At 39.9% G+C, this 25263-nt stretch carries 27 protein-coding genes and 2 tRNA genes; 16 read left to right on the forward strand and 13 right to left on the reverse strand.

What is annotated here, in order from left to right:
* Positions 1–10: 10 nt before the first annotated feature.
* From MUB24_RS03895 to MUB24_RS03910, 4 genes are all read left to right on the forward strand, one after another.
* Positions 11–1936, forward strand: coding sequence for a heavy metal translocating P-type ATPase (locus MUB24_RS03895; protein ID WP_244701508.1), 1926 nt, complete (start codon positions 11–13; stop codon positions 1934–1936).
* A 288-nt stretch (positions 1937–2224) separates the two neighbouring features.
* On the forward strand, positions 2225–2371 hold the full coding sequence (locus tag MUB24_RS03900; protein ID WP_244701511.1) for a hypothetical protein: 147 nt from the start codon (positions 2225–2227) through the stop codon (positions 2369–2371).
* 40 nt (positions 2372–2411) lie between these two features.
* Positions 2412–2621, forward strand: a complete 210-nt coding sequence (locus MUB24_RS03905; RefSeq protein WP_244701514.1) for a hypothetical protein — start codon at positions 2412–2414, stop codon at positions 2619–2621.
* A gap of 24 nt (positions 2622–2645) precedes the next feature.
* Entirely contained in the window at positions 2646–4850 is a 2205-nt protein-coding gene (locus tag MUB24_RS03910; RefSeq protein WP_244701517.1) for a YhgE/Pip domain-containing protein, read from the forward strand.
* 133 nt (positions 4851–4983) lie between these two features.
* On the opposite strand, the gene MUB24_RS03915 is transcribed toward MUB24_RS03910, so the two are convergent.
* Complete coding sequence (locus tag MUB24_RS03915; RefSeq protein WP_244701520.1) at positions 4984–5391, reverse strand: hypothetical protein; 408 nt, start codon at positions 5389–5391, stop codon at positions 4984–4986.
* Complete coding sequence (locus tag MUB24_RS03920; RefSeq protein WP_244701523.1) at positions 5369–6130, reverse strand: DeoR/GlpR family DNA-binding transcription regulator; 762 nt, start codon at positions 6128–6130, stop codon at positions 5369–5371. Before MUB24_RS03920 ends, MUB24_RS03915 begins: the two co-directional genes overlap by 23 nt.
* 242 nt (positions 6131–6372) lie before the next feature.
* On the opposite strand from MUB24_RS03920, the gene MUB24_RS03925 reads away from it, so the two are divergent.
* Positions 6373–7443, forward strand: coding sequence for an alcohol dehydrogenase catalytic domain-containing protein (locus MUB24_RS03925; protein ID WP_244701525.1), 1071 nt, complete (start codon positions 6373–6375; stop codon positions 7441–7443).
* Between the two features lie 135 nt (positions 7444–7578).
* Here MUB24_RS03925 and MUB24_RS03930 read toward each other — a convergent pair.
* The 3 genes from MUB24_RS03930 to MUB24_RS03940 form a co-directional block, all read right to left on the reverse strand.
* Positions 7579–7668: transfer RNA gene (locus tag MUB24_RS03930), tRNA-Ser, on the reverse strand.
* Positions 7669–8053: 385 nt separating this feature from the next.
* Positions 8054–8126, reverse strand: a tRNA-Thr gene (locus MUB24_RS03935).
* A 119-nt stretch (positions 8127–8245) separates the two neighbouring features.
* The gene (locus tag MUB24_RS03940) at positions 8246–9145 is read right to left on the reverse strand and encodes an EamA family transporter (RefSeq protein WP_244701529.1); all 900 of its coding nucleotides are present in this window, start codon (positions 9143–9145) and stop codon (positions 8246–8248) included.
* Between the two features lie 143 nt (positions 9146–9288).
* On the opposite strand from MUB24_RS03940, the gene MUB24_RS03945 reads away from it, so the two are divergent.
* From MUB24_RS03945 to MUB24_RS03970, 6 genes are all read left to right on the forward strand, one after another.
* Positions 9289–9741 carry a hypothetical protein gene (locus MUB24_RS03945; protein ID WP_244701532.1) on the forward strand — a complete coding sequence of 151 codons (453 nt, stop codon included), beginning with the start codon at positions 9289–9291 and terminating at the stop codon, positions 9739–9741.
* A gap of 133 nt (positions 9742–9874) precedes the next feature.
* Entirely contained in the window at positions 9875–11215 is a 1341-nt protein-coding gene (brnQ, locus tag MUB24_RS03950; RefSeq protein ID WP_244701535.1) for a branched-chain amino acid transport system II carrier protein, read from the forward strand.
* Positions 11216–11226: 11 nt separating this feature from the next.
* Entirely contained in the window at positions 11227–11472 is a 246-nt protein-coding gene (locus MUB24_RS03955) for a hypothetical protein (protein ID WP_244701538.1), read from the forward strand.
* A 519-nt stretch (positions 11473–11991) separates the two neighbouring features.
* On the forward strand, positions 11992–13155 hold the full coding sequence (locus MUB24_RS03960) for an MGDG synthase family glycosyltransferase (RefSeq protein WP_244701541.1): 1164 nt from the start codon (positions 11992–11994) through the stop codon (positions 13153–13155).
* A gap of 20 nt (positions 13156–13175) precedes the next feature.
* A complete protein-coding gene (locus MUB24_RS03965) occupies positions 13176–13781 on the forward strand; it encodes a DedA family protein (protein ID WP_244701544.1) in 606 nt (201 codons plus the stop codon).
* 6 nt (positions 13782–13787) lie between these two features.
* Entirely contained in the window at positions 13788–14597 is an 810-nt protein-coding gene (locus tag MUB24_RS03970; protein ID WP_244701547.1) for a patatin-like phospholipase family protein, read from the forward strand.
* A gap of 114 nt (positions 14598–14711) precedes the next feature.
* On the opposite strand, the gene MUB24_RS03975 is transcribed toward MUB24_RS03970, so the two are convergent.
* Genes MUB24_RS03975 through MUB24_RS04005 form a run of 7 tightly spaced genes read right to left on the reverse strand, consistent with a single transcriptional unit; the run spans position 14712 to position 20482 of the window.
* Positions 14712–15068 (reverse strand): Na+/H+ antiporter subunit G, encoded by a 357-nt coding sequence (locus MUB24_RS03975; RefSeq protein WP_244701550.1) that lies wholly within the window; start codon positions 15066–15068, stop codon positions 14712–14714.
* Entirely contained in the window at positions 15046–15330 is a 285-nt protein-coding gene (locus tag MUB24_RS03980; protein ID WP_244701553.1) for a Na(+)/H(+) antiporter subunit F1, read from the reverse strand. Before MUB24_RS03980 ends, MUB24_RS03975 begins: the two co-directional genes overlap by 23 nt.
* Positions 15330–15812: a Na+/H+ antiporter subunit E gene (locus tag MUB24_RS03985; protein WP_244701555.1), complete on the reverse strand. Its 483-nt coding sequence runs from the start codon at positions 15810–15812 to the stop codon at positions 15330–15332. Before MUB24_RS03985 ends, MUB24_RS03980 begins: the two co-directional genes overlap by 1 nt.
* A 27-nt stretch (positions 15813–15839) precedes the next feature.
* Entirely contained in the window at positions 15840–17327 is a 1488-nt protein-coding gene (locus tag MUB24_RS03990) for a Na+/H+ antiporter subunit D (protein WP_244701558.1), read from the reverse strand.
* Positions 17320–17658: a Na(+)/H(+) antiporter subunit C gene (locus MUB24_RS03995; RefSeq protein WP_244701561.1), complete on the reverse strand. Its 339-nt coding sequence runs from the start codon at positions 17656–17658 to the stop codon at positions 17320–17322. The genes MUB24_RS03990 and MUB24_RS03995 overlap by 8 nt, the downstream gene beginning before the upstream one ends.
* The gene (locus tag MUB24_RS04000; protein ID WP_244701564.1) at positions 17659–18084 is read right to left on the reverse strand and encodes a Na(+)/H(+) antiporter subunit B; all 426 of its coding nucleotides are present in this window, start codon (positions 18082–18084) and stop codon (positions 17659–17661) included. It abuts the gene before it with no gap.
* The gene (locus tag MUB24_RS04005) at positions 18071–20482 is read right to left on the reverse strand and encodes a Na+/H+ antiporter subunit A (RefSeq protein WP_244701566.1); all 2412 of its coding nucleotides are present in this window, start codon (positions 20480–20482) and stop codon (positions 18071–18073) included. Before MUB24_RS04005 ends, MUB24_RS04000 begins: the two co-directional genes overlap by 14 nt.
* A gap of 455 nt (positions 20483–20937) precedes the next feature.
* Between MUB24_RS04005 and MUB24_RS04010 the strand changes: the two genes are divergently transcribed.
* The 5 genes from MUB24_RS04010 (at position 20938) to MUB24_RS04030 (ending at position 24711) form a co-directional block, all read left to right on the forward strand.
* Positions 20938–21606 carry an adenine nucleotide alpha hydrolase family protein gene (locus MUB24_RS04010; protein WP_244701569.1) on the forward strand — a complete coding sequence of 223 codons (669 nt, stop codon included), beginning with the start codon at positions 20938–20940 and terminating at the stop codon, positions 21604–21606.
* Positions 21607–21904: 298 nt separating this feature from the next.
* Complete coding sequence (locus MUB24_RS04015) at positions 21905–23014, forward strand: sensor histidine kinase (protein ID WP_244701572.1); 1110 nt, start codon at positions 21905–21907, stop codon at positions 23012–23014.
* Positions 22992–23678, forward strand: a complete 687-nt coding sequence (locus MUB24_RS04020; protein WP_244701575.1) for a response regulator transcription factor — start codon at positions 22992–22994, stop codon at positions 23676–23678. Before MUB24_RS04015 ends, MUB24_RS04020 begins: the two co-directional genes overlap by 23 nt.
* Positions 23679–24136: 458 nt before the next feature.
* On the forward strand, positions 24137–24508 hold the full coding sequence (locus MUB24_RS04025; RefSeq protein ID WP_244701579.1) for a DUF6220 domain-containing protein: 372 nt from the start codon (positions 24137–24139) through the stop codon (positions 24506–24508).
* Positions 24505–24711 carry a DUF5957 family protein gene (locus tag MUB24_RS04030; RefSeq protein ID WP_244701581.1) on the forward strand — a complete coding sequence of 69 codons (207 nt, stop codon included), beginning with the start codon at positions 24505–24507 and terminating at the stop codon, positions 24709–24711. The genes MUB24_RS04025 and MUB24_RS04030 overlap by 4 nt, the downstream gene beginning before the upstream one ends.
* 63 nt (positions 24712–24774) lie before the next feature.
* On the opposite strand, the gene MUB24_RS04035 is transcribed toward MUB24_RS04030, so the two are convergent.
* Positions 24775–25185, reverse strand: coding sequence for a GNAT family N-acetyltransferase (locus MUB24_RS04035; RefSeq protein WP_244701584.1), 411 nt, complete (start codon positions 25183–25185; stop codon positions 24775–24777).
* Between the last annotated feature and the right edge of the window lie 78 nt (positions 25186–25263).

The raw sequence follows: 25263 nt of genomic DNA on the forward strand, positions 1-25263 counted from the left end.
GGTGCTTGCGTTGGGTGCGGAGGTTGCGATACAAGGAGGGTTACAGAAAAGCAAAGGGAAAAGCCTCTTTGCTTGGGTTCAGCTTCATGGGGAGTTAATCGCTGCGGTTATCTCTGGGATCCTTATTTTTTCCGCATGGTTATTGGATGTAAAAGAATTCGCGACAGCTTCAGTGATCGTCTATTTGCTCTCTTTTCTGATTGGCGGTTTTGCCAAAGCGAAGGAGGGGATAGAAGATACCATTCAACATAGACAGTTGAATGTGGAAATGCTAATGATTTTCGCGGCAATTGGTTCAGCGATTATTGGCTATTGGGCAGAGGGTGCCGTTCTTATTTTTATTTTTGCGCTAAGTGGTGCTTTAGAAACATACACGATGAATAAAAGTCGCAAAGAAATTGCTTCCCTTATGGAGATTCAGCCTGAGGAGGCGTGGCTAGTGCGGGAAGGCGAGGAGGAAAGAGTCCATGTATCCGAGCTTGTCCCCGGGGATCTTATTCTCGTGAAACCAGGGGAAAGAATTACGGCAGACGGAAAAATAGTCAAAGGATCCTCAACAATTGACGAAGCGGCGATCACAGGGGAATCCATTCCCGTTTCAAAGGGGAAACAGGAAGAAGTTTTTGCTGGAACGGTTAATTTAAATGGTTCTATTACCGTTACCCTCACCAAACCGATTCATGAAACACTTTTTCAAAAAATTATTGATTTAGTCCAATCAGCGCAAAGTGAAAAGTCTCCTTCTCAGCTTTTCATAGAGCGATTTGAAGGCAGGTATGTCAAAATCGTACTTACGGTCGTATTTATTATGTTATTCCTACCCCATTTTATATTTGGTTGGAGTTGGAATGAAACCTTTTATCGGGCCATGATTTTATTGGTCGTCGCCTCACCATGTGCGCTAGTGGCTTCGATCATGCCGGCTACCTTATCAGCGATCTCAAATGGGGCTAGGCGGGGGATTTTAGTCAAAGGAGGCAATCATTTAGAACAATTAAGCGAAGTACGGGCGATTGCCTTCGATAAAACAGGGACATTGACAACCGGAAAGCCAGAGGTAACAGAGGTCGCCGTTTCAGAGGATTATTCTGCAGCAGAAATATTGAGTACGGTCGCGGCCATCGAAAGACATTCCAACCACCCGCTAGCAAAAGCCATTGTTAAATATGCTGCTCAACAGGGGCATGAGCAAAGACGGGATTTAGAAAATATGGAAATAGAAGATGTAGCTGGTTGGGGTATCATCGCAAAACTCGACGATCAGGAATGGAAAATAGGGAAGCAAGAATTTGTTCATAAAGATCAAGCGAAACAATTTAAAGATGGGAAGGCAGAGATGTGGGCTTCGCAAGGGAAAACGGTTGTATTTGTCCAAAAAGATGAAAAGGTTGTGGGAATGCTAGCCTTAAAAGATTTGGTAAGAAAAGAGACGAAAGCGGCGGTTGAACGCCTGAAAAAGCTTGGGTTATATACGGTTATGCTGACAGGGGATCATCAGAAAACGGCGCGTGCGAGCACGGCCGAAAGTGGTGTACAAGACTATATAGCGGGATGTTTGCCAGAAAATAAGGTCGCTCATATAAAGCATTTGAAGGAAACATACGGAACCGTCGCTATGGTAGGAGATGGGATTAATGATGCTCCAGCGCTCGCAACAGCCAATATCGGTATTTCGGTCGGAGAGGGGACAGACGTGGCGCTTGAAACAGCCGATCTCGTATTGATGAAAAATGATCTGTCGCGAATTTCCGAAGCTGTGGTACTATCAAAAAGAATGAATCGAATCATCAAACAAAACATTATTTTCTCTATTAGTGTCATCATCCTGCTTATTTTAACCAACTTCTTCCAAGTGCTTGATTTGCCTTTTGGTGTGATTGGCCATGAAGGCAGCACGATCTTGGTTATTTTAAATAGCTTAAGACTTTTAAAATAAGAAAAGCGCAAGCGCCTTGAAATAGGGAAGAACGGCTAAAGACGCGACGTCCTGACGCGACGCCGATGGACTCGCATCCTGCGAGCCTCTCGGGGCTAGGCGCTGGAGCTAGATCCAACATTAGCCTAAATTTATACTTTCTCTTTTAAGAAAAGCTCCAATCTATTCAGGCTGCCGAAAACCCGGGGGCCTGTTCTTTTTTTATTCCTAAAAAGCAAAAGATAGATATTATACTACAATATCATTTATACTGTATATATAATTTTTGAAGGAAGGGTGTGATGTCCAATGACGCAGTCTGATTCGATTAAGCTTACTTCCTTATCCTCCGATGATCCTTATTCTTTCGGCCAAGTAGCTGTCGCAAATGCGATCAGCGATATTTTAGAAGGGACGGTTACCTTTCCGGAGTCCAGGGATCAAGTGAATCAATAGATTTTATGTGATGCCGTCACGTCTGGGGGCTTGCTTTTAAGTGTGGCCAGCAATGATGCTGAATAGCTATTATCTGATTTACCGCAATGGCGTAGATGCCAGCTTAATCGGTGAAGTTCTGGACGATCATCCCGGTCATATTAAAATAGAACAATGGTATAAAGAGGTGAGGAGTCCTCGCAAAGATGTCGCACACAGATTACATTATTGCGAAAGTGGGAATAATGGGCAAAATGCCGAAGAACTTTAATCCCCCTTGTAAAGGACCAAAGATATGAAAAATAGTTTAACGATCTACAAAACAGATGTAAAAAATGTGGTAACCAACTGGGCGGCAATGATCTTGATTGGAGGTTTGGCCATTTTGCCATCTCTCTACGCTTGGTTCAATATTGCCGCCATGTGGGATCCTTATTCCCATACAGGAAATCTTCCGATCGGGGTCGTCAATGAAGACAAAGGCGCAACCGTAAGAGATCAAGAGATTAATGCAGGGAAAGAACTGATTGACACATTAAAAGATAATAAGACTATGCAATGGAATTTTACCAATCGAAAAGATGCAATGGAAAAGGTCGAGTATGGGGATTATTTTGCTGTTATTATCATTCCAGAGGATTTCTCGGAAAAATTAGGGACCGTCTTGTCCGATAAACCAGAAAAAGCACGGATGGAGTATTATGTCAATGAGAAGTTGAATGCCGTGTCTCCCAAAATTACGGAAAAGGGCGCTTCCGTTATTGCTGATCAAATAAGCAGTAAATTTATTTCAACGGTCAATGGAGTGATTTTTGAACTTTTTAATGATCTTGGTCTTGAATTAGAGGAGAATTTGCCTGATATTGAGAAATTTGAGGATTATATTTTTACACTAGAAGAACATCTACCAGAGATAAGTGAAATGCTGAATAAGTCCTTAAGTGACGCCAGTTCAGCAGGTAATATTTTGAATAAAGCGCAAGGTGCTCTTCCTGAAGCAAAGGAATATACAGAGAACGGTTTATCAACGATTAATAAAACATTAAATTATATGAATGAAGCAGAAGAGCGGTTAAATGCAATCGCACCGAAAATCAAACAGGATGTAGCGAAGGTGCACGCGATCGCGGATCAAATCAATCAATTTTTAGATCAAGCGCAAAATAGTGGAATCGATATGAACGCTGGAAAAAAGGTTCAGGAAAAATTAGAGAACCAACTAAACGATGGCATTCAAACGCTGGATACGGTCGAACAAGCTTTAAAACAATTACAGGAAACCAATGCCCAACTTCCTCCATCTTCAAATGAAGAGACAGAGGGGGAGCAGGCTTCTAACAATCTCTCTAAGGAGCAAATTGACCAAGCGATTGCGCATACGGATGAATTGAAAAACGATTTAGTTCAACTTCAATCAGATGTTGCACAAATGGATGAATTTTTAAAGCGAACGGAAAATGCAGGGAAAGTTTTCGAGCAAATCCATCAAGCAGCAGCCAATGCAAATGTCAAATTGGATGAGTTTGTGAAGGAATACCAAAACAATATCGAACCAACGATTTTAAAAGAAGTAGGTAAAGCGAAGCAAACATTGACAGGAGCGAAGGGAATTCTTGTAGAGATTCAATCGACATTACCTGAAGTAGAAAAGGTGTTAAATAATACACAGAAAAACTTAAATGAAGGCAAGGGCATGCTCGAATATGCTTCCGGTGAATTCCCTTATGTGAATGACAAGATTAAACAATTAGCCAATAAGATTAGAGAAGTACAAGAGGATACAGATATTAACGAGATCATCCAATTATTACGCAATGATCCGTCTGCCGAACGGAGCTTTTTTGAAGAGCCGGTAGTGTTGAATCAAAATGAGTTATTCCCAATTAAAAATTACGGCACAGGCATGACGCCATTCTATACGGTTCTAGCTGTTTGGGTTGGAGCTTTACTATTAATTTCTTTACTCTCTGTTGATGTTCATCATGATGATGTATACACAGGGAGACAGATCTATTTCGGCCGTTTCTTTACATTTTTGACGATTGGGTTTGTCCAAACGCTTGTCGTGACTTTAGGGGACTTGTTTATTTTAGGAGTTGAGGCAAAACATCCTGTTTGGTTAGTCGTCTTCGGGCTTTTAGTCAGTCTTGTTTTTATCTTAATCGTCTATTCCCTAGTTTCTGTGTTTGGGAATGTCGGAAAGGCCTTGGCGATTATCATGCTTGTCTTGCAAATTGCTGGTTCAGGTGGAACTTACCCTGTCCAATTACTGCCAAAATTTTTCCAAATCATTAATCCCTTTTTACCGTTTACCTATGCGGTCGATTTAATGCGTGAAGCTGTAGGAGGAATTGTTTGGGGAAGGGCATTACGGGATATCGGGGTGCTCGCCCTATGCGGAGTGATTGCGATCATCTTTGGTGCCTTCTTAAAAGAGCCGATTAATAAAAAGACAAAAACATTCTTGGAAAAATCGAAAGAATCAGGGCTTGTTCACTAAAAGTCATGGCCATATGGAGGAAAGTATTGGACAAGGCAAGAGTTGTGGCTAGATTGGAATACAGAGTTTTGGCTATTGGAGGAAACCGATTGCGCTTTAAGCGGAGGAGTACTCTTTAGTGGTCCGTCTGCTGCTAGAATATTACTACGATCCACGTTACGAACATGCAACTGAGCAATATCCCGAATTGCAAAAAATAACACGGCGTGTACGGCATAAAGAAGAAGCGATTAAGAAAGTTGTCAGCAAAAAGCGGATTACCCATTAGGGGTAATCCGCTTTTCAGAGCCAATTGCTGAAGTTTCAGAGCCAATTGCTGAAGTTTCAGAGCCAATTGCTGAAGTTTCAGAGCCAATTGCTGAAGTTTCAGAGCCAATTGCTGAAGTTTCAGAGCCAATTGCTGAAGTTTCAGAGCCAATTGCTGAAGTTTCAGAGCCAATTGCTGAAGTTTCAGAGCCAATTGCTGAAGTTTCAGAGCCAATTGCTGAACTTTCTTTTCTCCGTCCATTATATATTTTTTAAACCAGATGAACTTGCACACCTGTTTCTTCCCAGGCGCGCATATCCAATTGTTCGGCTTCTTTCCCAGTGATGATATCATGTATCTGTTTTGGACTTGCAACAGTATGCAAAGATATACTGCCAATTTTTGTATGATCGGCGACGACAAAAACGTGTTTAGCTGCCCGTATCATTCCACGCTTAGCTGACACAAGTGCTTCATCAAAGTGAGTAAGCCCTTTTTGATGATGGAGGGCAGGGGTGCCGATAAACGCTTTATGAACATGGAGCGTTTGTAGAACCTCATCCGTAATCATCCCATTTAACATATAACTATCGGGAAATAAAATTCCGCCCGTCACGATCACTTTGATTGAGCGGGCTGAACGCAGAATGGCAGCGATATTAATATCATTTGTAATCACAGTCAAATTCTTTTTGTTAAAAATGGATTTCGCAATATGGACGGTCGTTGTCCCGGAATCAAGGATAATATTTTCCCCATCCTGAATCATCTCGGCCGCCCGCTTGCCAATCTTTATTTTCTCTTCCAGTTGAACAGGTTCGCGCTCTTGGAAAGAAGGTTCCGAATGAACCTCATCTTCCATCATGACTCCCCCGTGGGTTCGTTTTAAATGCCCCTCCTTCACAAGTGAAATCAAATCCCTGCGAATGGTTGCCTCATGAACTTGAAAATGTGTAGCAAGGGTCGATACAGTCGCAACATTATGCTCTTTAAGATACTGTAAAATAGATTGTTGTCTTTCTAATGGCAACATAAGCGTCTCTCCTCAGAATTTTTATTTCTATCTTTCTTTTTATCATAATAGAAAATAAATGAACAGAAAAGAACAAGATTTGAATAGTAGATTTTAAAAATCAAGTAAATAAATTTGTTCCATTCATCCTTTTAAATGCGTATTTTTACTCAAATTTGCATTAATGTGTTGACTATAACTTTCAAAACTGATTATAATATACAAAAGTAAGCAAAAACAAACAATCGACTGGAGGATTTTGCATGAGTGAAATAATTGAATCTAAGGCTTATAGATTAACAGAGCCAGGAAAATTTAAGGAAACAAGGCTTCAACATAAGCTTCATCACGGGGAAGTTGTCATTCAACCAAGTTTAGCAAGTGTCTGTCACGCAGATATGCGTTATTATACAGGCCAAAGAAGAGAGAGAGCTTTGAAGGAGAAACTCCCTATGTCATTATTTCATGAAGGGATTGGAGAAGTTGTTCAATCCAAGGATCCATCCCTTACAGTAGGACAAAAGGTCGTGATTGTTCCAACAATTCCGGGAAGATTACGCCATCATCAACAAGGAGAAGCAACAAAACGAGTTGTGGAAGACAATTATGCTGAAAATAGTGCTTTCCTTGGAAGCGGTTACGATGGGATAGGACAGAGCCATTTAGTTTTACCAGCGGAAAATGCGATTCCAATTCCAGAGAAAGTACCAGACCGGATTGCCTTACTGGCGGAATTAAATTCTGTCTCTTTACAAGCCCTTCATCATGTGAGGGATGTTTTACAAGAGGGGAAGGTAGCCGTTTTCGGGGATGGCCCTGTTGGCTATTTAACGGCCGCAATGCTCCATTTTATGTTTAAAATACCTAAGGAACTCTTAATTGTCTTCGGTGCCGTTCCAGAAAAGTTAGCTCAATTTGATTTCTCCACTACCCATCTCGTTCAAGAATTTCCTTTTCAGGACTATAAAGACGTGACGACTGTGATAGAGTGTACAGGTGGACAATTTAGTGAAAGTGCTATTAATCAGGCGATTGATTTGATCGAGCCACAAGGGAAGATGGTACTTATGGGGGTTACAGAGGAAAGGGTTCCTATCAATACCCGAGATCTTTTAGAAAAGGGACTAACTCTTTTTGGCAGCTCCAGAAGTACAGCCAAAGACTTTCAGCAACTAATGGTCGCCTTCCAAAATCCCTCGTACCAACAAGCCTTGGAAAAATTATTACCAGAACATAATTATCTTATTAAAGAAGCCGAGGACATGAAAAAGATGATGGATGAAACAGCCGCACACAAAGGCTGGGAAAAAACAATCATGGCATTTGCGTGGTGAAATAAAGTTTAAATGGCGTTCATAATATATTAGAAATTTTATACCCTTCATAAGGGAGGTCATGCCCATTTTCCTTTTCAAAAAAAGATGCCTTGTCCAGTGAGGATTAAGGCATACTTTAGTACTTTCGTTAAACGGAGAAGGTGGGATTCGAACCCACGCGACAGTTGCCCGTCCTAACGCATTTCGAGTGCGTCCCCTTCAGCCGGACTTGGGTACTTCTCCAAAATAAATAATGGTATTAAGAGGACTTGAACCTCCGCTACCTTCATGGATGGACTAATGACACGATTTATTTTACTACTAAATAGTTGATTTGACAACAACCTAAACAGATTAACATCATTTGGAAGAATTTTATAACGCCCGAAAAAAGCAAAATGAAGTTCGTTCGGTAGTCAAGACTGGTTTATGAAGCCTAAAATAGCGAAATGAAACCTGTTCGGTAGTCAAGACTGGTTGATGACGCCCGAAAAAAGCGATAATTAGATTATTTGGTAGTCATAAAGCGTCATAACTACCGTCAAAGTGCCGTCAAAATCATTTTTTTAAAACAAAAAACGATCCCTAGCTTAACTAGGAATCGCATAAAATCAATGTTTGTGGAGTATGCTGGCGAGAGGACTCGAACCTCCGACCCCTTCATTACGAGTGAAGTGCACTACCAACTGTGCTACGCCAGCATTCTATCAACTACATTAAAAATAATAATCCTTTTTTAACTAAAATTCAACAGAAAAGTTGGATTGGTTATTTTTTCAATTAGTATGTTTTCCGAAAAAACTGGAACCGCAACATTCGCTTATTGATTGGTCATCGGCAGTCTTCTGTTTTTAAAAATAAACGAGGCTTGCCCAATGAAGATACCGGCCAATACACAGATGACGCCAAACCATTGTAAGAGCGTAACATTCTCGCGCAACACCAATGTTGACAAAATGACAGCCACTGGAAGTTCAGATGCGGACAAGATCGTCCCGAGCCCTGGTCCGACATGGGGCATACCAATCGAAAAAAGCAGTGGCGGCAACATCACTCCAAAGAAGCCGAGCATAAGCCCATAGGGTACCAAGCCAAGAAGGGTCTCCCCATGAAAGATAAATACGGGGGGAAACAAGATCATCACCGTACATAAAGCACCCGTTGATAGCAGAGCACTTTTGAAAATAGGGTGAAGTTGATTTCCAACAGCTCCGCTAACGAGTATAAAGGCGGAAAATGAGCAGGCAGCAAGCATCCCCCAGCCAAATCCTAACCAAGAAAGACTTTTGCCTCCTTCCACTAGTAACCCTGTTGCAAGGACAGACCCGAAAAGCAGAATCAGAATCGAAATAAGCTTATTCTTGTTCGGTTTTGTTTGATAGAAGATCCACTCCAGCACTGTTCCAATCCATACAAATTGAAAGAGGAAAATGATGGCGAGAGAGGCATCCACTGTTTGAAGAGATTTATAATAAAAGATACCCGTTAGTCCCATTGGAATTCCGGACACCACAATCTTAATGAATAGTTTAAAACTGATTTTACTCTTCTTTATGAATAGAGTGAGCACCCAAGTAAAAATCGTTCCAAATAAAAATTGGCTTCCTGAAACCTCTGCCATCGTAAACCCAGAAGCATAGGCCAGTTTAACAAATGTCGATAAGATCCCATAACAACACCCTCCGAAAAAAACAAGGAGTGCGTAATGCCATGCCTTCATCTTCATTCCCTCCTCAAAAATAACAACCAACATTCATTATAAATCACCTAGGTGCCAGGTACCACCCGAATTTTGTCGAAGCTCTCATAAAATGAATCTTCTCACCTATTTCCTTCGTATGTTTATATATGGAGGTGTTTTGGATGGAACGAACGATTCAGGAGATTCGCACCCTTGATGCTGCTTTGGATAAGCTTGGATCGGCGGAAGGATTATCGATGTGGGACACGTTTTTGGGAGGTGGACTGATTGTCTCGGCCTTGAAATATTCGGAAGTGAATAGTTCAGACGATTTGATTCACAGAGCCCAAAGAGCATTACGCCATTTTAAAACAGAATTAATGGATATTCAAAATGTGGCAACCGATTCTCTGACCTTCCAGCAAAACGATCTGCTGACGATGACGGATGTCTTTTTTGACAATATTTTTTCTGACTGGATGGTTCATACCCAAATTAACGATGCGAAGAAGAATCTGAATGGGATTCTACAGGAGGTTAGACGGGTTTGTGACCAACTTGCACGGAAAAAGGACGAAATCAACCATCAATTAAAGCAATTAGATATTCAGGAACAAGAAATAATCATGTCTTAATTACTTAGATGCTGGGCTGCCCTCCTTATTTTCACTCAATTCGCCATTTGCATGAGCAAGGCAAAGAGGGTAAGATAGGGGTTATGTTGTTTTATTTTTTGAACGGTAAGTGTCCATCGTAGGGGGAACAGATGTGAAAGAAAGATTGCCATTTTCAGCTTATTTTGTGATAGGGTTTATGTTATTTGCCCTCTTTTTTGGTGCGGGAAATTTAATCTTTCCGGCGACATTGGGTCAAAATGCAGGAACGAATTTTTGGCCAGCTGTTGGCGGACTTTTGATTACAGGAATTGGATTACCCTTTCTTGGCATTTTGGCGATGGGGTTTTCTGGTAGTGAAAATTTGCAAGTGTTAGCTTCGCGTGTTCATCCCATTTATGCTGTCATTTTTACGGTGCTTCTTTATTTTACTATCGGTCCCTTTTTTGCGGCTCCTCGTACAGGAGCGGTTGCCTATGAAATTGGGATTGCCCCGTTTGTAGGGGCAGAGTCTGCACAAATCGGTATGTTTCTATTTACTCTCCTATTTTTCGGTGTCACCTTAGGGTTCTCCCTATATCCGACAAAGATTGTGGATATAGTCGGCAAGATTTTATCACCAGCTATCATTCTATTGTTACTGGTCTTATTAATAACGGTAGTCGTGAATCCTTTAGGTCCTTTGCAGGCACCCCAGGGAGAATATGCCAATTCTCCATTTCCACAGGGTTTTATTGAAGGTTATAACACGATGGATGCTCTTTCCTCCCTTGTATTTGGTATTATTGTTATTAACGTGATTCGGAACATGGGTGTCACATCAAAAAAAGGGATTTTAGCGGCTGCGGCAAAAACTGGCTTTGTTTCGATCATCTTTCTCGGCGTAATTTATATAGGAATCGCTTATGTAGGGGCTGTAGTCACTGAAAAATTTGGCTATTTTGAAACAGGAGGACCGCTATTAAGCCAAGCGACTTCCTATTATTTTGGTACCTTAGGAGCGATACTGCTTGCAGTGATCATCATTCTGGCTTGTCTCACAACCAGTATTGGTTTAATTACCGCATGCGGCGAGTATTTACATACATTAATTCCGCGGATAAGTTATAAAGTGTTTGCTGTCTTTTTCTCCCTTTTATCTTTTATCATTGCGAACTTTGGTTTAGAGAATATCATTAAATACTCGGTGCCTGTTTTGATGTTTTTGTACCCATTAGCGATTGTATTAATGATTTTAACCTTTGTCTCGCCACTTATTCGCGATTCTCGCTTCGTTTATCAATCGACGATCGCGATTACTTTTCTTATTAGCAGTATCGACGGCTTAAAAACGTATTGTAAACAGCTTGAACGGCCGTATTACGAATGGATGTCGCCCATTGTCTCTTTTTATGAACAATATCTCCCTTTTTATAAAGCAGGTCTTGGATGGTTAGTACCAGCGATGATTATGATTCTACTCACTGGAGTAGTCAGTCGATTAAAAATGCGGTAGTGAGATCCTTTGTGTTCGTGGATCAGCTTGAAGCAGAGAATGTTCATGGTCGTCTTGTACGGTATTTCTTGATTCGTTTCCAAGTGGATCAGACTGAATATGTTGGCTGGGTTGGTGGCTATTCGCTTGAAGCGGAGGATGAACGAGGAACGACTTGGGATGAGACCTATTCAGACTTTGTTGAATTTGACTCTTTAAGCATCGAAGAGCATAAGCAACAATTTCTTGAGGGAAAAAACCGTTTTAAAGTAAAATAAGAAAAGCGCAAGGCGCCCGCCTAATGGATGAACGGCTAAGTTCGCGCCGTCCTGGCGCAAGCGCCGTTCTGACCAACATCCTGTTGGCCCGCGACAAGCAAATGTTCTGAGACAAAGAAAGGCGTTCTTTGCCTTTCAATGGCGTAGTTTTTGACCTTGTGCCGATGGCGCCTGGAGCTAGACCTAGCACCAGCCAATTTTAATACAAACCTTTGATCAGAAGGGACCGTTTCACACTTTTTGAAGCGGTCCCTTCTTATTTTTTGGCGTCAGGAATGAAATGTTAAAAAATCAATGAATACAAATGCGCTGATGATTCGTATAACCATTGTAGGGTTAAAAACTCTTTGATCGTCTATATAAATATCTAAGGGGACAGGATGAATATATATTGGAAATCATTAGATTTTCTAAATTGGGTATAATTTATGTATAGAAGTTATCACCATCATGTCCACAAGAATATGATTGATACATTATTGTCATCCTAAGATACAAATATAGAAGGGATGAAAGAGAATGAAGAAAATATTATTTTTCCCCTTATTAACGATGCCGTCTGGACATCACCAGGTAGCAGATACGATTGAAAGTTATTTAAAAAAAAGGAATAGAGATGTCTGTTGTAGAAAGATTGATTTATTAAGTGCCTGGAATCCTGTTTTTGAAAGCATGATTACGAAAACTTATTTAGGGTGGATCCATTATTTTCCGAAAACCTACGCATGGACGTATAAAAAAATGGCGCATAATTCTGGAGAGACCCATGATTTTAAAAAATATTATGATCTTTTATTTTTAAAAAAGATGAAGGCGATTATTTTAGAAGAAAAACCTGATTTAGTCATATGTACGCATGCCTTTCCTTCTCATTTCCTGAGTAAATTAAAAAAACAGTATCAATTACCTGTTCCGATTCTGAATGTATATACAGATTTTTTTATTAATGATGTTTGGGGGATAGAGGGAATTGATTACCACTTCGTGGCGAGTCAAGAAATGAAGAGGAGCTTAGTGACAAGAAAACACGTTCCCGAAGAACGAATTTGGGTTACAGGCATCCCGATCGGGGAACAATTTTGGGAACGGCGGAATAGAACGATTGTTAGGAAGGAAAAATGGAGGATTCTTGTTTCTGGCGGAAGTGTTGGATTGGGAGGTATTCTAGACTTCCTAAAGTCAAATTGTATAATGGAAGAAGTTGGTATTGACTATTTCGTCTTATGCGGCAAAAATGAGAAGCTTTATCAACAACTTGAAAAAGACGCTTCGAAACATATTCATCCGCTTCCCTATATTTCGGACAAAGAGGAAATGAATACCTTATATGAGAGTGTGGATGCGATTATTACAAAGCCAGGCGGGGTCACGATCAGTGAATCATTGAAAAAAGGGCTTCCTATTTTTATTCACTCTGCCCTGCCAGGTCAGGAAGAAATTAATTTACAGTTTTTAAAAGAACAAAAACTGGTGGTGGAACTGAATCCTAAACAATCGTTGGAAAGCTCCATTCTATCCTTTTTTCAAGATTCTTATTTAATGGATCAGTTTCAACATTCCCTCGAGCTTTATTTAAATCAAATTGAAGCGGGAAGCCCAGCGAATATCGATCATTTGCTTGATTCAATCCTTCAGAAAAGTTATATGGAAAATACTGTGAAATTGTCTAAAAATCCCGGTTAATAGAAGGAAGGTAAACATTCATGATTCAACAGTTTTTGGAATGGCTCCAAACGATAGGCCTTCCTGGATTATTTTTTGTTATGTTTTTAGAGGGGTCTTCCTTACCATTTCCGGGTTTAATTATCGTCCTCTCTTATGGATATATATTGGCACCCGGTTATGGGAGTACGGTTTTTATCGCCATAGGAATGAGTTTTTCTTATACAATCGCCAGTCTAATCCCTTATTTTTTAGGAAAAAAGGTGGAGGTACACTTTCCGAAGAAATTCAAAAAGGGATTAGACAAAAGCACGGCCTTTTTTAAACGTTATGGTATATGGAGTATTGCCTTATCTCGTCCTTTTGGTGTGGGAAATTATATTTCTTATGTAGCAGGAATGAGTAAGGTTCATCTGTTCAAATATATCGTCCTCACATTTTTAGGTATATATCCTTGGTCTTATATTATGATTCTTCTAGGGGATTATTTTAAGGGGAACTATCAGGCTTTCCAGCAGTATTTTCAATCATACAGCGTCTATGTCTATCTTGTCCTTGGGATCGGGATAACCATTATCGGGTTGATTACATATAAGAAAGTAACCCATAGAAAAAAGGATTTTTCCAGAATGAAAGAGGGAGGGTAAGAAAAGTTGAAGCAAACAGGACTTTCTCTAGGAGGCGGTTCTTTACGGGGAGTCGCTCATATTGGTGCCTTAAAAGAACTGGTTGATCAGGGGATTACGATTACCCATATTGCCGGAACCAGTGCCGGGTCTGTTGTCGGTGGACTGTATGCTTGTGGGATTCAACCGGAAATAATGAAAAGTATGGTTCAGCATTTATCCATCCGTCGTTATCTTGATTTGGCCCTTAATCGCAAGGGAATGCTGAAAGGAGACAGGATTTATCAGAGCCTGGTGAAATGGACAGATGGGCGACATTTTTCAGATTTAAACATTCCTTTTGCCGTTATCTGTGTCGATTTGATTTCAGGGGAGATGGTTGTAATTGATTCAGGGGAAGTGGCTTTGGCTATACGGGCGAGCATTGCGATTCCAGGCATATTTTCTCCTGTTGAAATGAATGGTCAATTATTGGTAGATGGCTATATTTTAAATAATAATCCAGCGGATATTGTACGCAAAATGGGGGCAGAGAATGTTACCTCTGTCAGAGTACGCAGTACCAATCCACATTATCCTACCAATCTATTATCTGTTGTCAATCGCTATATTGATATCGCAAGTCAAAAAAATACAGATCGCTGTTTAGAGCAGTATGCCGACCTGTTAATCGATATTGATTTACATGATATTGGTAGATTTGAAACCAAATCTTTGTCTCGGTCAATTACATTAGGACAGCACGAAACAAAGAAGATTTTGCGCCAAAGAGAGAACGAAATCAACAGTGATAATATTATTTATATGCATGATTGGTTGAATAAAATGCGTGGCTAACTCTGTTCATAACGAAATTATCTTTTTCTTATATTCTCTACATTGATTGTACCGAGTAGTTACGAATACAAAAAACCCACTTTCAAGTCATCTAGAAATGAAGTGGGGTTTTTGTTATTCTTTCGGGTGAAGAACATCCTTTAATTCATCTTCAATGGTAGAATCCGCTAATTTTACTCTTGATCGATAGGCGGCCCGGATGATCAGGTGACCGGCAACCGGTGAGGTTATAAAAACAAACACAATCCCAAGAATTAACCGAATATTCACCAGCGATTCTGTAAACAAAAAGTATAGAAAAGCTCCTATGAGTGTTAAAAGAACAGCTAAGGTAGAACTTTTTGTTGCTGCATGAGAACGAGTATAAACATCTGGAAATCGAATAATGCCGATGGCACTAATGACGCTAATGATACTACCAATTAATATGAGGAGAACGGTGATAAATTCACTCATTTCGCTTACGTTCAATGATAACACCTCTCTCGATGAATTTTGAAAAGGCAATCGTACTAATAAAGGAAAGGATGCCGATTACGAGAATCACCTCTAAAAAAGCTTTTGTTTTAAGAGCAATTGATATGACCGCAATGACTGCAATCAGATTTACGCCAATCATATCGAGAGCGATCACTCGATCAGGGATAGAAGGGCCTTTTATAATCCGATAAAGCGCAATGGCGATGGCAACTCCAAATAAAGAGAGAGCTGTAAGCAGCATTATTTTAATCACTAGCGTGTCACCTCCATAATGGCTTTTTCAAATTTCCCTAATGAGCGTAAAAGAAAATCCTTATATCGATCGATATCCAAAGCATGTATATACAGTGTATCTCCTTCCGGTGATACCTCCATGACGACCGAACCAGGTGTTAAAGTAAGTAACATCGAAAGAGTTGTGACTTCCCCATCACTTTTCAACTTCGTTCGGTACTTAAAAATCCCTGGTTGAATATCTATTTTCGGACTTAAAATATGCTTCATGACAAGAAAGGCGGATTGAAATAACTCAGAATTAAAAATAAAGATGAGTTTTACAATGAAATAAAATCGTTGTAAATAAAATTGCTTCCTAAAAAATCGCTGCATCAAAAAGACAATCACAATCCCTACTAGATACCCAGCAAAAAAGGTAGAAAGTCTAAATTCATCTTCATCATTCAGTAGCATCCAAAGAAAGGCAATAAATAAATTCATGATAAACTGCGCGGGCATAACGATTCACCTCTTCTTTCCACTTATCTATGGGCTGTTTCCATCCAAAATCGCTTCAATGTAAACATGAGGATTCATTAAGGTATGAGCGGCATCACGAACATAAGGGGAAAGGAATTCGGTTCCCAATCCGAGCCCAACTGTTCCTGCTGTAAGTAGAACACATGGAATGATCCAACCCTTTTTTAAGGGTGTCTCATCCTCGATACTAATAATCGTTTCTCCCCAAAAGCTATGGAGAAAAACTCGCAGGAGTGAGTAGAGAACAAAAATACTAGAAATAATCGCAAGAGCTGTCAGGAGATAATGGCCTGTATCAATCGCCCCTTTTCCGATCAATACCTTTCCGATAAATCCACTAAGCGGGGGAATCCCTGCTAATGACAGCATTACGATAAAAAATAGCCACCCTAGTAAAGGATAATTTCCGATAAGTCCACTCATTCTATCGATTCTGGCCGTGCCAGTTAAGGAAATCACTGTTCCTCCTATTAAATATAATAAGGCTTTGACAATCATGTCATGAACGAGATAATAGATCGAACCTTCCATGGCTTCCGGCGTGGAAACAGCTAATCCTACTAAAATGAATCCGACCGCAATCACAACGTTAAATGAAATGATCTGCCGCAGATCTTTATAGGCCAGCGCTCCAATACTGCCGGCAATTAAAGTAAGACCAGCCATCACACCCATGATTGTATGAGTAATCATCGGCTCATGATAGAAAAGCAATGTAAAGATACGAAATAGGGAATAGATCCCAACCTTTGTTAATAATGCCCCGAATAAAGCGGCGATAGCCGTTGGTAGAGCGCTATAAGTTCCAGGAAGCCAGAAGTAAAGTACTAACCCTGCTTTTAAACTAAAGACAATGAGGAATAGAATACTAATCACAGTTAATAAGGGGGTTTGTCCAACATCTGCAATTCTGACTGATAAATGAGCCATATTCAAGGTTCCCAATGTGCCATAGAGATAGGCAATTGCTACAAGAAGTAACCAGGAAGAAAGGACATTAATAGCAATATACTTGATCGATTCCTTTAGCTGCTTTTTTGTTCCACCAATTGCAGCGAGAATATAAGAGGCTAATAACATCACTTCAAAACAAACATAGAGATTAAAAAGATCTCCTGTCAAAAAAGCCCCATTCACACCGGCAATCATGAAAAAAACAAAGGGATAAAGAAACAATTGTTCAAGTTTTGCATCAACAGAATGAAAAGCATATAGTAAGCAAACGGCTGTAACCATCAGTGTTGTCGTCACAAGGAGGATCGCAAAGGAATCCGCTACAAAAAGGATACCAAAAGGTGGTTTCCAGCCTCCGAAATCCAGCCTAAGAATGCCCGCTGATTGAATATGGTGTAAAAGGAAAATACTGATGCAGATCGTTATGACGATGGAACACATACTCAACCATCTTTGGATCCGAACATAGCGCCGGAAAAAAACTAACAGAATCCCCGTTAAAATTGGAATCACCATAGGTAAAACAACCATATTATTCATCGCGAACCCCTCTTAAACCGTCCAATTGATCAGAACCAACTTTACGATACGTACGATAAGCTAATACTAAGAACAAGGCTGTTACCGCAAATCCGATCACAATCGATGTCAGAATAAGGGCTTGTGGAAGGGCATCCGTATAGGCAATGGGCTTTTCTCCAACAATCGGGACACTCCCCGTTTTCAGCCCTCCCATTGTTATAATGAGCAAATGAGCGGCATGAGAGAAAATGGCAGATCCCAGTATCACTCGAATCAAATTTTTAGAAAGAAATAAATAGGTAGCGATCATAACTAAAATCCCTGCTAGGATGATTATTAATGTTTCCATTTACTCCACATCCTTACTAATACTTGAAATAATGGTGATAACGACTCCGACTACCACTAAGGCAACCCCCGCTTCAAATATCGTCACTGTTGTAAGTTCCGTTTCTCCAAGCAGAGGAAGATGAAAGGAATGAAAGACTTGCTTTAAGAAGGGAGCGCCAAAAAGTATGCCTCCTAATCCAGTTGAAACAGCGATGAAGGCGCCTAATGCTCCTACTAATTTAAAATCAAAGGGAATGACTTTTTCGACTGCTTCCATATCAAAAGCAAGACAAAGTAAGACAACGGCTGCTGCCAGAACGAGCCCGCCGATAAAGCCGCCTCCCGGACTATTATGACCGGATAGAAAGAGATAGACAGCGAGTGTCAATATAATAAAGACAACGACTTTTGTGACCGTTTGTAAAATAACATCATTGATCTTCAAGCTTTTCTTCCTCCTTAGGAACTTTTCGTTGAATAAGACTATAGACACCAATCCCCGCAATAAAGAGGACGACCACTTCGAGCATCGTATCAAAAGCTCTGAAGTCACCTAAAATGACATTGACAATGTTTTTTCCACCTGCAAGCTCATAGGCATTTTCAAAATACTTAGAGATGGTTTCAAATAATGTTCCACTATTTACCGCTAAAGCGACAAGGATGAAAAGACTGCCTACAGAGATGGAGATAAGGATATTAGTGATTTTTGTCCTGTTTGTCGTTTTCTCTTTTTTCCATTCTGGAAGGAAGTAATAACAGAGTAAAAACAAGACCGTCGATATTGTCTCCACCACAAGCTGCGTGAGGGCTAAGTCAGGGGCACGAAACAATACGAATAGAACGGCGATCATGTAGCCAAGCACGCTATTTAATAGGATGGCCGTAACACGCGATTTGGCAAACAATATTGAAATTCCCGCGATCACCATGACAATGACAATGATCCATTCGTATGCTCGGATCGGTGCATCCCCCGAAGGGTCAAAAGAAAATGCGTCTGTGAAGAAGAAGATTCCACCTGTCACTATAATGAGAAAAAGAAAGATATAGACCAAGTAATCTCTTAGATATCCCGTCATATAAAATTTTGTTAACGAGGAAGAACGCGTCTCTAATTGTTCTAATAGATTTTCGTATAAAGCATTAAAGCCCCACCTCTCTGAAAATAAGGAATAGACTCCCTTCCATCTTCGGAAAGAGCGGTACAAGAGTGTGCCAAGAATAATGACACCTATCGTCATCCAAATTTCCATATTCCATCCATGCCAAGGAGAAATAGGCTGACGTAAATCAAATGATGGCGTGAAGGTTGGAAAGATACTTTGCATGGCTGGAGTTATGAGATAATCCCCTAATAGATTTGGGAAAAAGAAAATACTGATGACAAGCATGGCTAATAGCACAGGAGAAATTAACATCCCAATCGGTGCCTCATGCGCCTCATGTTCCAATTTTTCCGCCTGATAAGGTCCTGTAAAAGTTCTAAACACAAAAATCATACAATAGACAAAGGTTAAGGTGCTTCCTATCCAAGCGATAATTGGAAAAAGAACTCCCCATGTATGTAAAGAAAAAAGATCAAGTTGATGGATGTTCAATACTGCTGTAAAGAACATTTCCTTACTTAAAAATCCATTAAAAGGGGGTAATCCGGCCATGGAGAAACTGCCGATTAGAGCCACTGTAAAGGTAATCGGCATTAAGGATATCAGACCCCCAAGCCTACGTATATCCCGGGTGCCCAATTCATGGTCAACGATTCCAACAATCATGAATAGCGCACCTTTGAAGGTAGAGTGATTCATCAGATGAAAAAGGGCAGCAAACGTAGCAAGTGTAAAGGGCACCGAATTTTCATTTACACCTAAATGGTAGGCGATCGATCCTAAACCAAGTAAGCTCATAATTAGTCCAAGCTGGCTGACAGTGGAAAAAGCAAGCAATGCTTTTAAATCTGTTTGCCTGATGGCTCTAAAGGATCCCCAAAACATGGTGATTAGTCCGACACCGCTCACTAACCAGAACCATAAGTCTTCACCGCCAAAAATCGGTGTAAAGCGGGCTACCAAATAAAGTCCTGCTTTGACCATTGTGGCAGAATGTAAATAAGCACTAACAGGCGTGGGGGCTTCCATCGCATCCGGTAACCAAATATGGAATGGAAATTGAGCTGATTTCGTAAAGGCACCAATCAAAATTAACACTAAGGCAGGCACGAATAAGGGATGGTCGACATATTGATCAATAGATGCAATAATGTCCCGAATACTCGTTGAAGCCGTCATGGAATAAAGCATGATAAAACCCGTTAGCATCGAAAATCCACCGCTAACGGTGATTAATAATGCCTTTTGAGCGCCATTCCTCGACCCCTTTCGATAATACCAAAAGGCGATTAATAGGAACGAAGAGATACTGGTTAATTCCCAAAACACATATAAAACAAATAAATTTTCTGAAAAAACAACACCTAGCATTGCGGTCATAAATAACAGTAAGTACAAATAAAAGGAATGAAGGGATTCTTTTGATGATAAATAATAAATAGAATAGAGGATAACCAGGCTGCCAATCCCCGTTATTAATAAACCAAAGATTAAACTAAGTCCATCAAGATAAGTCGTGAAATGAATGCCATAAGCGGGAATCCATTCTATTGTGTGTAGATACGTACTTCCTGACGCAATAGAGGGGATGTAACTAGAAATAATGACAAATAGAACAATGGGTACAGCAAGAACGAACCACCCGATATGAAAAGGAAGCTTTTTTTTTGAAAGGAAAGGTAAACATGCTGCGACCAAAAGAGGGATAATCATTGTTATGTTGATCGATAACAAAAGTGAAACCTCCAATCTGTTTTGCCTCTATGATGTTTGGGCGTTCTGACTCCCAAAAAGCACTAAAAGAACAGAAAACCAATAAAAATGGTGGGAAATAGACTGCGTTGATCTATGGCAAGAATGACTTGACAGTTATACGACAAGATGACTTAAGGGATTGGATATAGTAAGCGAAAAGGCCTTGCCTTCACCTATTCTTTCCACTTTTGCCAAAAGACGCAGTATGCCCCTATACATTTCTTGTTAGATGTGTATACTATATACAATAGTATACACGAAACAAAATAAGAGCGCACTTCAGATGATTGTGAACTACCCACCATTTAGATTCTGACGAAGCTTAAAGTGAGGGCTTGTGAGGAGCAAGTCTTGGCTATCGCCATTCACAATCCTTGAGGTGGGGGATTTCATTCGGAGTTCTGTTGAATAGCAAATTAAGAGGTGAAACGGTCATGAAAAACGTAAAGGGTCGTATGGATGAGTGTATTCTTGTTTGTGTCTATTACGGTCCGAACGGGGAGCGTCTGATTCGGCGTGGGTCCAAAATAGCCAATATGTTAAATTGTCCTTTCTATATATTAACGGTTGATCCACTTCCATACGATGAATTTGACGCGGAAAAGTCTGGGTACGTGGAACGGTGGAAAGAGTTAGCAGATGAGTTAGGGGCGGAGAAGTTCATACTGCGAGATAATGAAAAGCGACCTTCCGCAAAAGTGATCGCTAATGTAGCGCATCACTGTAATATTACGCAAATCGTTATTGGAGAAACCGCCCAAAATAGATGGGAAGAAATAACGAAAGGGTCTTTTATCAATGTGTTGCTAAGAGAAGTCTCTTTCGTTGATATTCATATCGTTTCCGTTGACCGTACGATTAAAAGTGAAGAAGATGCCATTTATGAAAAGGGTGTTCGTTGCTTTCTCATAAAGGATGACAACGGCGGTTATCAGCTTAGCTTCACCCTATCCAAACGTTCCTGTTTTGAAGGAATTTTCTATAAGGAAATTGGAACAGATTTCAATAATGGAGTATTTAAAATTATAGTGAACGGAAAAACTTGCCAAATTCACGTTACCGACAATAAAATTACAGAGCCGGAGAAACTTCCTGCTTGTTAAAAATAGGACGCTACGTTGAGTCATGCGTGATGACGCCTTCATGGTCAATGAATGGGTATGTGCACCATAAGGCGTTCACAGTTAAGAAATTTTCGTTTTCCTACGTTGGTTCGTGCACTAGATAGTGATGCTGTTTCAAAATGGGTATAAAATCCCGTTTGAAACAGCTTTTTTGACTTTTGTTAAAACCGTTTGTTCTATTACCCCCCCCTTATAATGCCAGTTAAGAAAATTTTAATCATTGTTTATAGTGTTTTAATAATTTCATTTTAAACTAAAGATGAAAGCTGGTGAGGAAATGTCTATTAAAAGGCGTTTAATTTTATCTAATATTGCCATGGTGATAGTCCCGGTCATTGCTCTCCTTCTTGTCGAAATGATCCTCGGTATTTTTCTTATTTATGTTTTCCATATGAAGGTGGATGCGAATTTTGAAAGAATATTTGTCATGCTGAGATGGATAGCCTTGATTGTGATTTTAATGCTTACAAATGGTTTGATAACCTATTTTGTTTCGAAATCGATTATAGAGCCTGTAGGTCAGCTCACAAATGCTGCTCAGAAAATCAGTAAAGGACAGCTACATTTCCAAATTGAACCGAAGGGTGAAGATGAAATTGGACAATTAGCTAAAACTTTTGAACAAATGAGAAGGGAGTTAGAAGAAGCTGGGAAAATGCGATCTAAATATGAAGAAAATCGGAAAGAATTAATCGCTAACATCTCCCACGATCTGAAAACACCTATTACCTCCATTAAAGGTTATGTAGAAGGAATCCGTGATGGAGTGGCCAACACTCCGGAAAAAATGGACCGTTACCTTCAAACCATATATACAAAAGCGCTGGATCTCGATCACCGTATTAATGAACTATTTTTATATTCAAAATTAGACGTTGGGAGTGTTCCTTTTCAATTTGAGGTAGTGGATGTACATAAATACCTTCTTGACCTGACCGAGGAACTTCAATTTGAATTAGAAAGAGAGGACGTCACCATTGCTTATGATACCGAATTAGCTGATTCCTATAGGGCAAAAGTTGATCGGGAACAGTTAAAACGAGCTATTACAAACATCTTGCATAATAGTATAAAGTACATGGATAAAGAGGAAAAACAAATTCAGATACGCATGCAATTGGATGCGGATCATATTAGGATTCGGATTGAGGATAATGGCAGCGGTATACCTCAAGAAGATTTGCCCTATGTGTTTGACCGTTTTTACCGTGTGGACCCTTCAAGAAATACAGCGAAGGGCGGAACAGGGTTAGGACTTGCAATCGTGAAGCGGATCGTGGAGGGACATGGCGGTAAAATTTGGGCGGAAAGTGAAATGGGCAAAGGCACGAGCATTTCTTTTACACTTGAAAGGGTGAAAGCTGATGAAAAAAATATTAATCATTGAGGATGAGCGAAGTATTGCTGAACTTGAGCGTGATTACCTCGAAATAGATGGCTATTCAGTCGATATTGAAACGGATGGAGAAGCTGGACTAAAGCAAGCTTTGACACAAGACTATGATCTCCTTTTATTGGATCTTATGTTGCCTGGCCTTGATGGTTTTGCCATCTGTAAAAAAATTCGTCAGGCAAAGGACATTCCCATTTTAATGGTATCTGCAAGGAAGGAGGATATTGATAAAATACGCGGCCTAGGACTTGGAGCTGATGATTATATCGTCAAACCTTTTAGTCCCAGTGAATTAGTGGCTAGAGTGAAAGCTCATCTTGCCAGATATCATCGTTTGGTAGGCAAAGATGAAAGGGTAAATTCCATTCATGCTAGAGGCTTACAAATAGATCAAGGCTCTAGAAAAGTCAGGGTCCATGAAAAAGAAGTGACACTAACGACAAAAGAATTTGATTTATTAACCTTTCTAGCCTCACACCCCAATCGGGTGTTTAGTAAGGAGCATTTATTTGAACGAATCTGGGGCCTTGATTCAATGGGGGATATCGCCACAGTAACCGTACATATTCGTAAGATTCGTGAAAAAATCGAATTAGACCCATCCAACCCAGAATTTATTGAAACGGTTTGGGGAGCGGGGTATCGGTTTAAAGGATAGATTTCCGGCGGAAATAAGGTAATTGAAACGTAAGTGACCGTTTTAAGCACCTGAGCCGTTTTTTGGGCTTTATGAACGGTTCTAAGTGACCATTTTTAACATTTAGGCTGTTTTTTGGGTTTTATAAAACCTTTTACGTGACCAATTTAAGTTACTAGTCATTATTTAAGTCTTTACGAACTTTCGAAGACACTGTAAAAGAAAAAACAATGTATGTTTTAACAATATGTGAAGAAGCTCATCCCCTCTCGAAGATGAGCTTCTTTTTCTATGATATGAGTTTTTTCAGTTACGATTATAGGTTTTACAACAAATCTTAATTAAGAAATATTTAATAAATTGGTTAGAAGGATTTTAGAAGTAAGCTGTATCTTATGAATAGGGAAGGCAATCTTGTTTAAGAAGAGAGGGAAGATGATGCCAGAATTAAATACGAAACGAGTACAAATAGGGCATTATTGTTTTTTCTTGTTGGCCGTTATTTTTACATTTTTATAATGGTGCAAATTTTTTATGCAGGGTGGGCCATTTTTGTTGAGGCTAGTGCATGGTCAAAACATATGATGTTTATTCATTTATTTGGTTTTAACCTTCCTATATTCATGCTCATCATCGCATGGATCGGGAAAATGCCGCGCTGGTCGTATGGACACGTAATAGGCTTAATGGGCTGGGTTTTCGTTATGTATTTTACTGGGAATATGCGTGGGAATCTTCCGATTATGGCTGCGCTTCATCCTATCATGGCCATGCTGTTATCGATGCATTCAAGTGTGCTTGTTTGGAAAGTAGGAAATTTCATTTTTAAAAAGAAGGAGCGAGCGGTATGAGAACGTTATTGTCCATTCTTGTTGGAATTGTAGGGGGCTTTGTACTTGGCATTGCCTTATCCAGTTTTATCGGGGTTTTTACCTATATGATGTTTGATCAACCATTTGGAATTAAATTTCTTCCCTATTTTACGGCGTTATTTTGCGCCATTCTTATCCCGATGTGGGAACAAAGAAGAATTAAACAGAAGTCTGGCGATTAATATCCCTATGATTTTGATCCAACGCTCCATAAGATTGATTGATGGAGCGTATTTTTTATTGCTTCAATTTTCTCGAGGAATGATAAAGCCATTTGAAATGGGATGAAAACCAAGCTTAGGGTAATAATCCATCGCTGTAGGTGCTGATAATAAAATGAGGGCAACTTGTTCACCTAGCTGTTCTTGCAGTTGTTGAACAAGCTTTTTTCCGATTCCTCGTTTTTGATACTGTTGATCTACAGCTAAATCAGATAAATAACAGCAATAGCTAAAGTCGGTGATCGCCCTTGCGATACCAACCAGTCTATCCTTATCCCAAGCCGAATAGGTGATGTCGGCGTGATCAATCATTTTCTGAAGACGTGGAAGATCTTCATAAGGTCTTTTGATTCCAGAAGCCTGAAATAAGCGGGATAATTCTTTTGGAGTTATGATTGCATTTTTGGTGTACGTAATCGTATTTTTTGTGTTCATGATTGGCTCCTTTTTAACTTAGCATATAAGGGATGTTCTTTTGATGTCAATATCGTTTGAATATTTATTCCAGCTCAA

This window comes from Lederbergia sp. NSJ-179 (assembly GCF_022867885.1).
Lineage (GTDB): Bacteria > Bacillota > Bacilli > Bacillales > Bacillaceae_C > Lederbergia.

Excerpts from the sequence above, each read along its gene's own strand:
- MUB24_RS04035 (WP_244701584.1), bottom strand. The coding sequence starts at position 25,185 with ATGAACACAAAAAATACGATTACGTACACCAAAAATGCAATCATAACT.
- MUB24_RS04010 (WP_244701569.1), top strand. The coding sequence starts at position 20,938 with ATGAAAAACGTAAAGGGTCGTATGGATGAGTGTATTCTTGTTTGTGTC.
- MUB24_RS03920 (WP_244701523.1), bottom strand. The coding sequence starts at position 6,130 with ATGTTGCCATTAGAAAGACAACAATCTATTTTACAGTATCTTAAAGAG.
- MUB24_RS03995 (WP_244701561.1), bottom strand. The coding sequence starts at position 17,658 with ATGGAAACATTAATAATCATCCTAGCAGGGATTTTAGTTATGATCGCT.
- MUB24_RS03960 (WP_244701541.1), top strand. The coding sequence starts at position 11,992 with ATGAAGAAAATATTATTTTTCCCCTTATTAACGATGCCGTCTGGACAT.
- MUB24_RS03985 (WP_244701555.1), bottom strand. The coding sequence starts at position 15,812 with ATGCCCGCGCAGTTTATCATGAATTTATTTATTGCCTTTCTTTGGATG.
- MUB24_RS03945 (WP_244701532.1), top strand. The coding sequence starts at position 9,289 with ATGGAACGAACGATTCAGGAGATTCGCACCCTTGATGCTGCTTTGGAT.
- MUB24_RS04030 (WP_244701581.1), top strand. The coding sequence starts at position 24,505 with ATGAGAACGTTATTGTCCATTCTTGTTGGAATTGTAGGGGGCTTTGTA.
- MUB24_RS03965 (WP_244701544.1), top strand. The coding sequence starts at position 13,176 with ATGATTCAACAGTTTTTGGAATGGCTCCAAACGATAGGCCTTCCTGGA.
- MUB24_RS03940 (WP_244701529.1), bottom strand. The coding sequence starts at position 9,145 with ATGAAGGCATGGCATTACGCACTCCTTGTTTTTTTCGGAGGGTGTTGT.
- MUB24_RS04015 (WP_244701572.1), top strand. The coding sequence starts at position 21,905 with ATGTCTATTAAAAGGCGTTTAATTTTATCTAATATTGCCATGGTGATA.
- MUB24_RS04020 (WP_244701575.1), top strand. The coding sequence starts at position 22,992 with ATGAAAAAAATATTAATCATTGAGGATGAGCGAAGTATTGCTGAACTT.
- MUB24_RS03990 (WP_244701558.1), bottom strand. The coding sequence starts at position 17,327 with ATGAATAATATGGTTGTTTTACCTATGGTGATTCCAATTTTAACGGGG.
- MUB24_RS03910 (WP_244701517.1), top strand. The coding sequence starts at position 2,646 with ATGAAAAATAGTTTAACGATCTACAAAACAGATGTAAAAAATGTGGTA.
- MUB24_RS03900 (WP_244701511.1), top strand. The coding sequence starts at position 2,225 with ATGACGCAGTCTGATTCGATTAAGCTTACTTCCTTATCCTCCGATGAT.
- MUB24_RS03925 (WP_244701525.1), top strand. The coding sequence starts at position 6,373 with ATGAGTGAAATAATTGAATCTAAGGCTTATAGATTAACAGAGCCAGGA.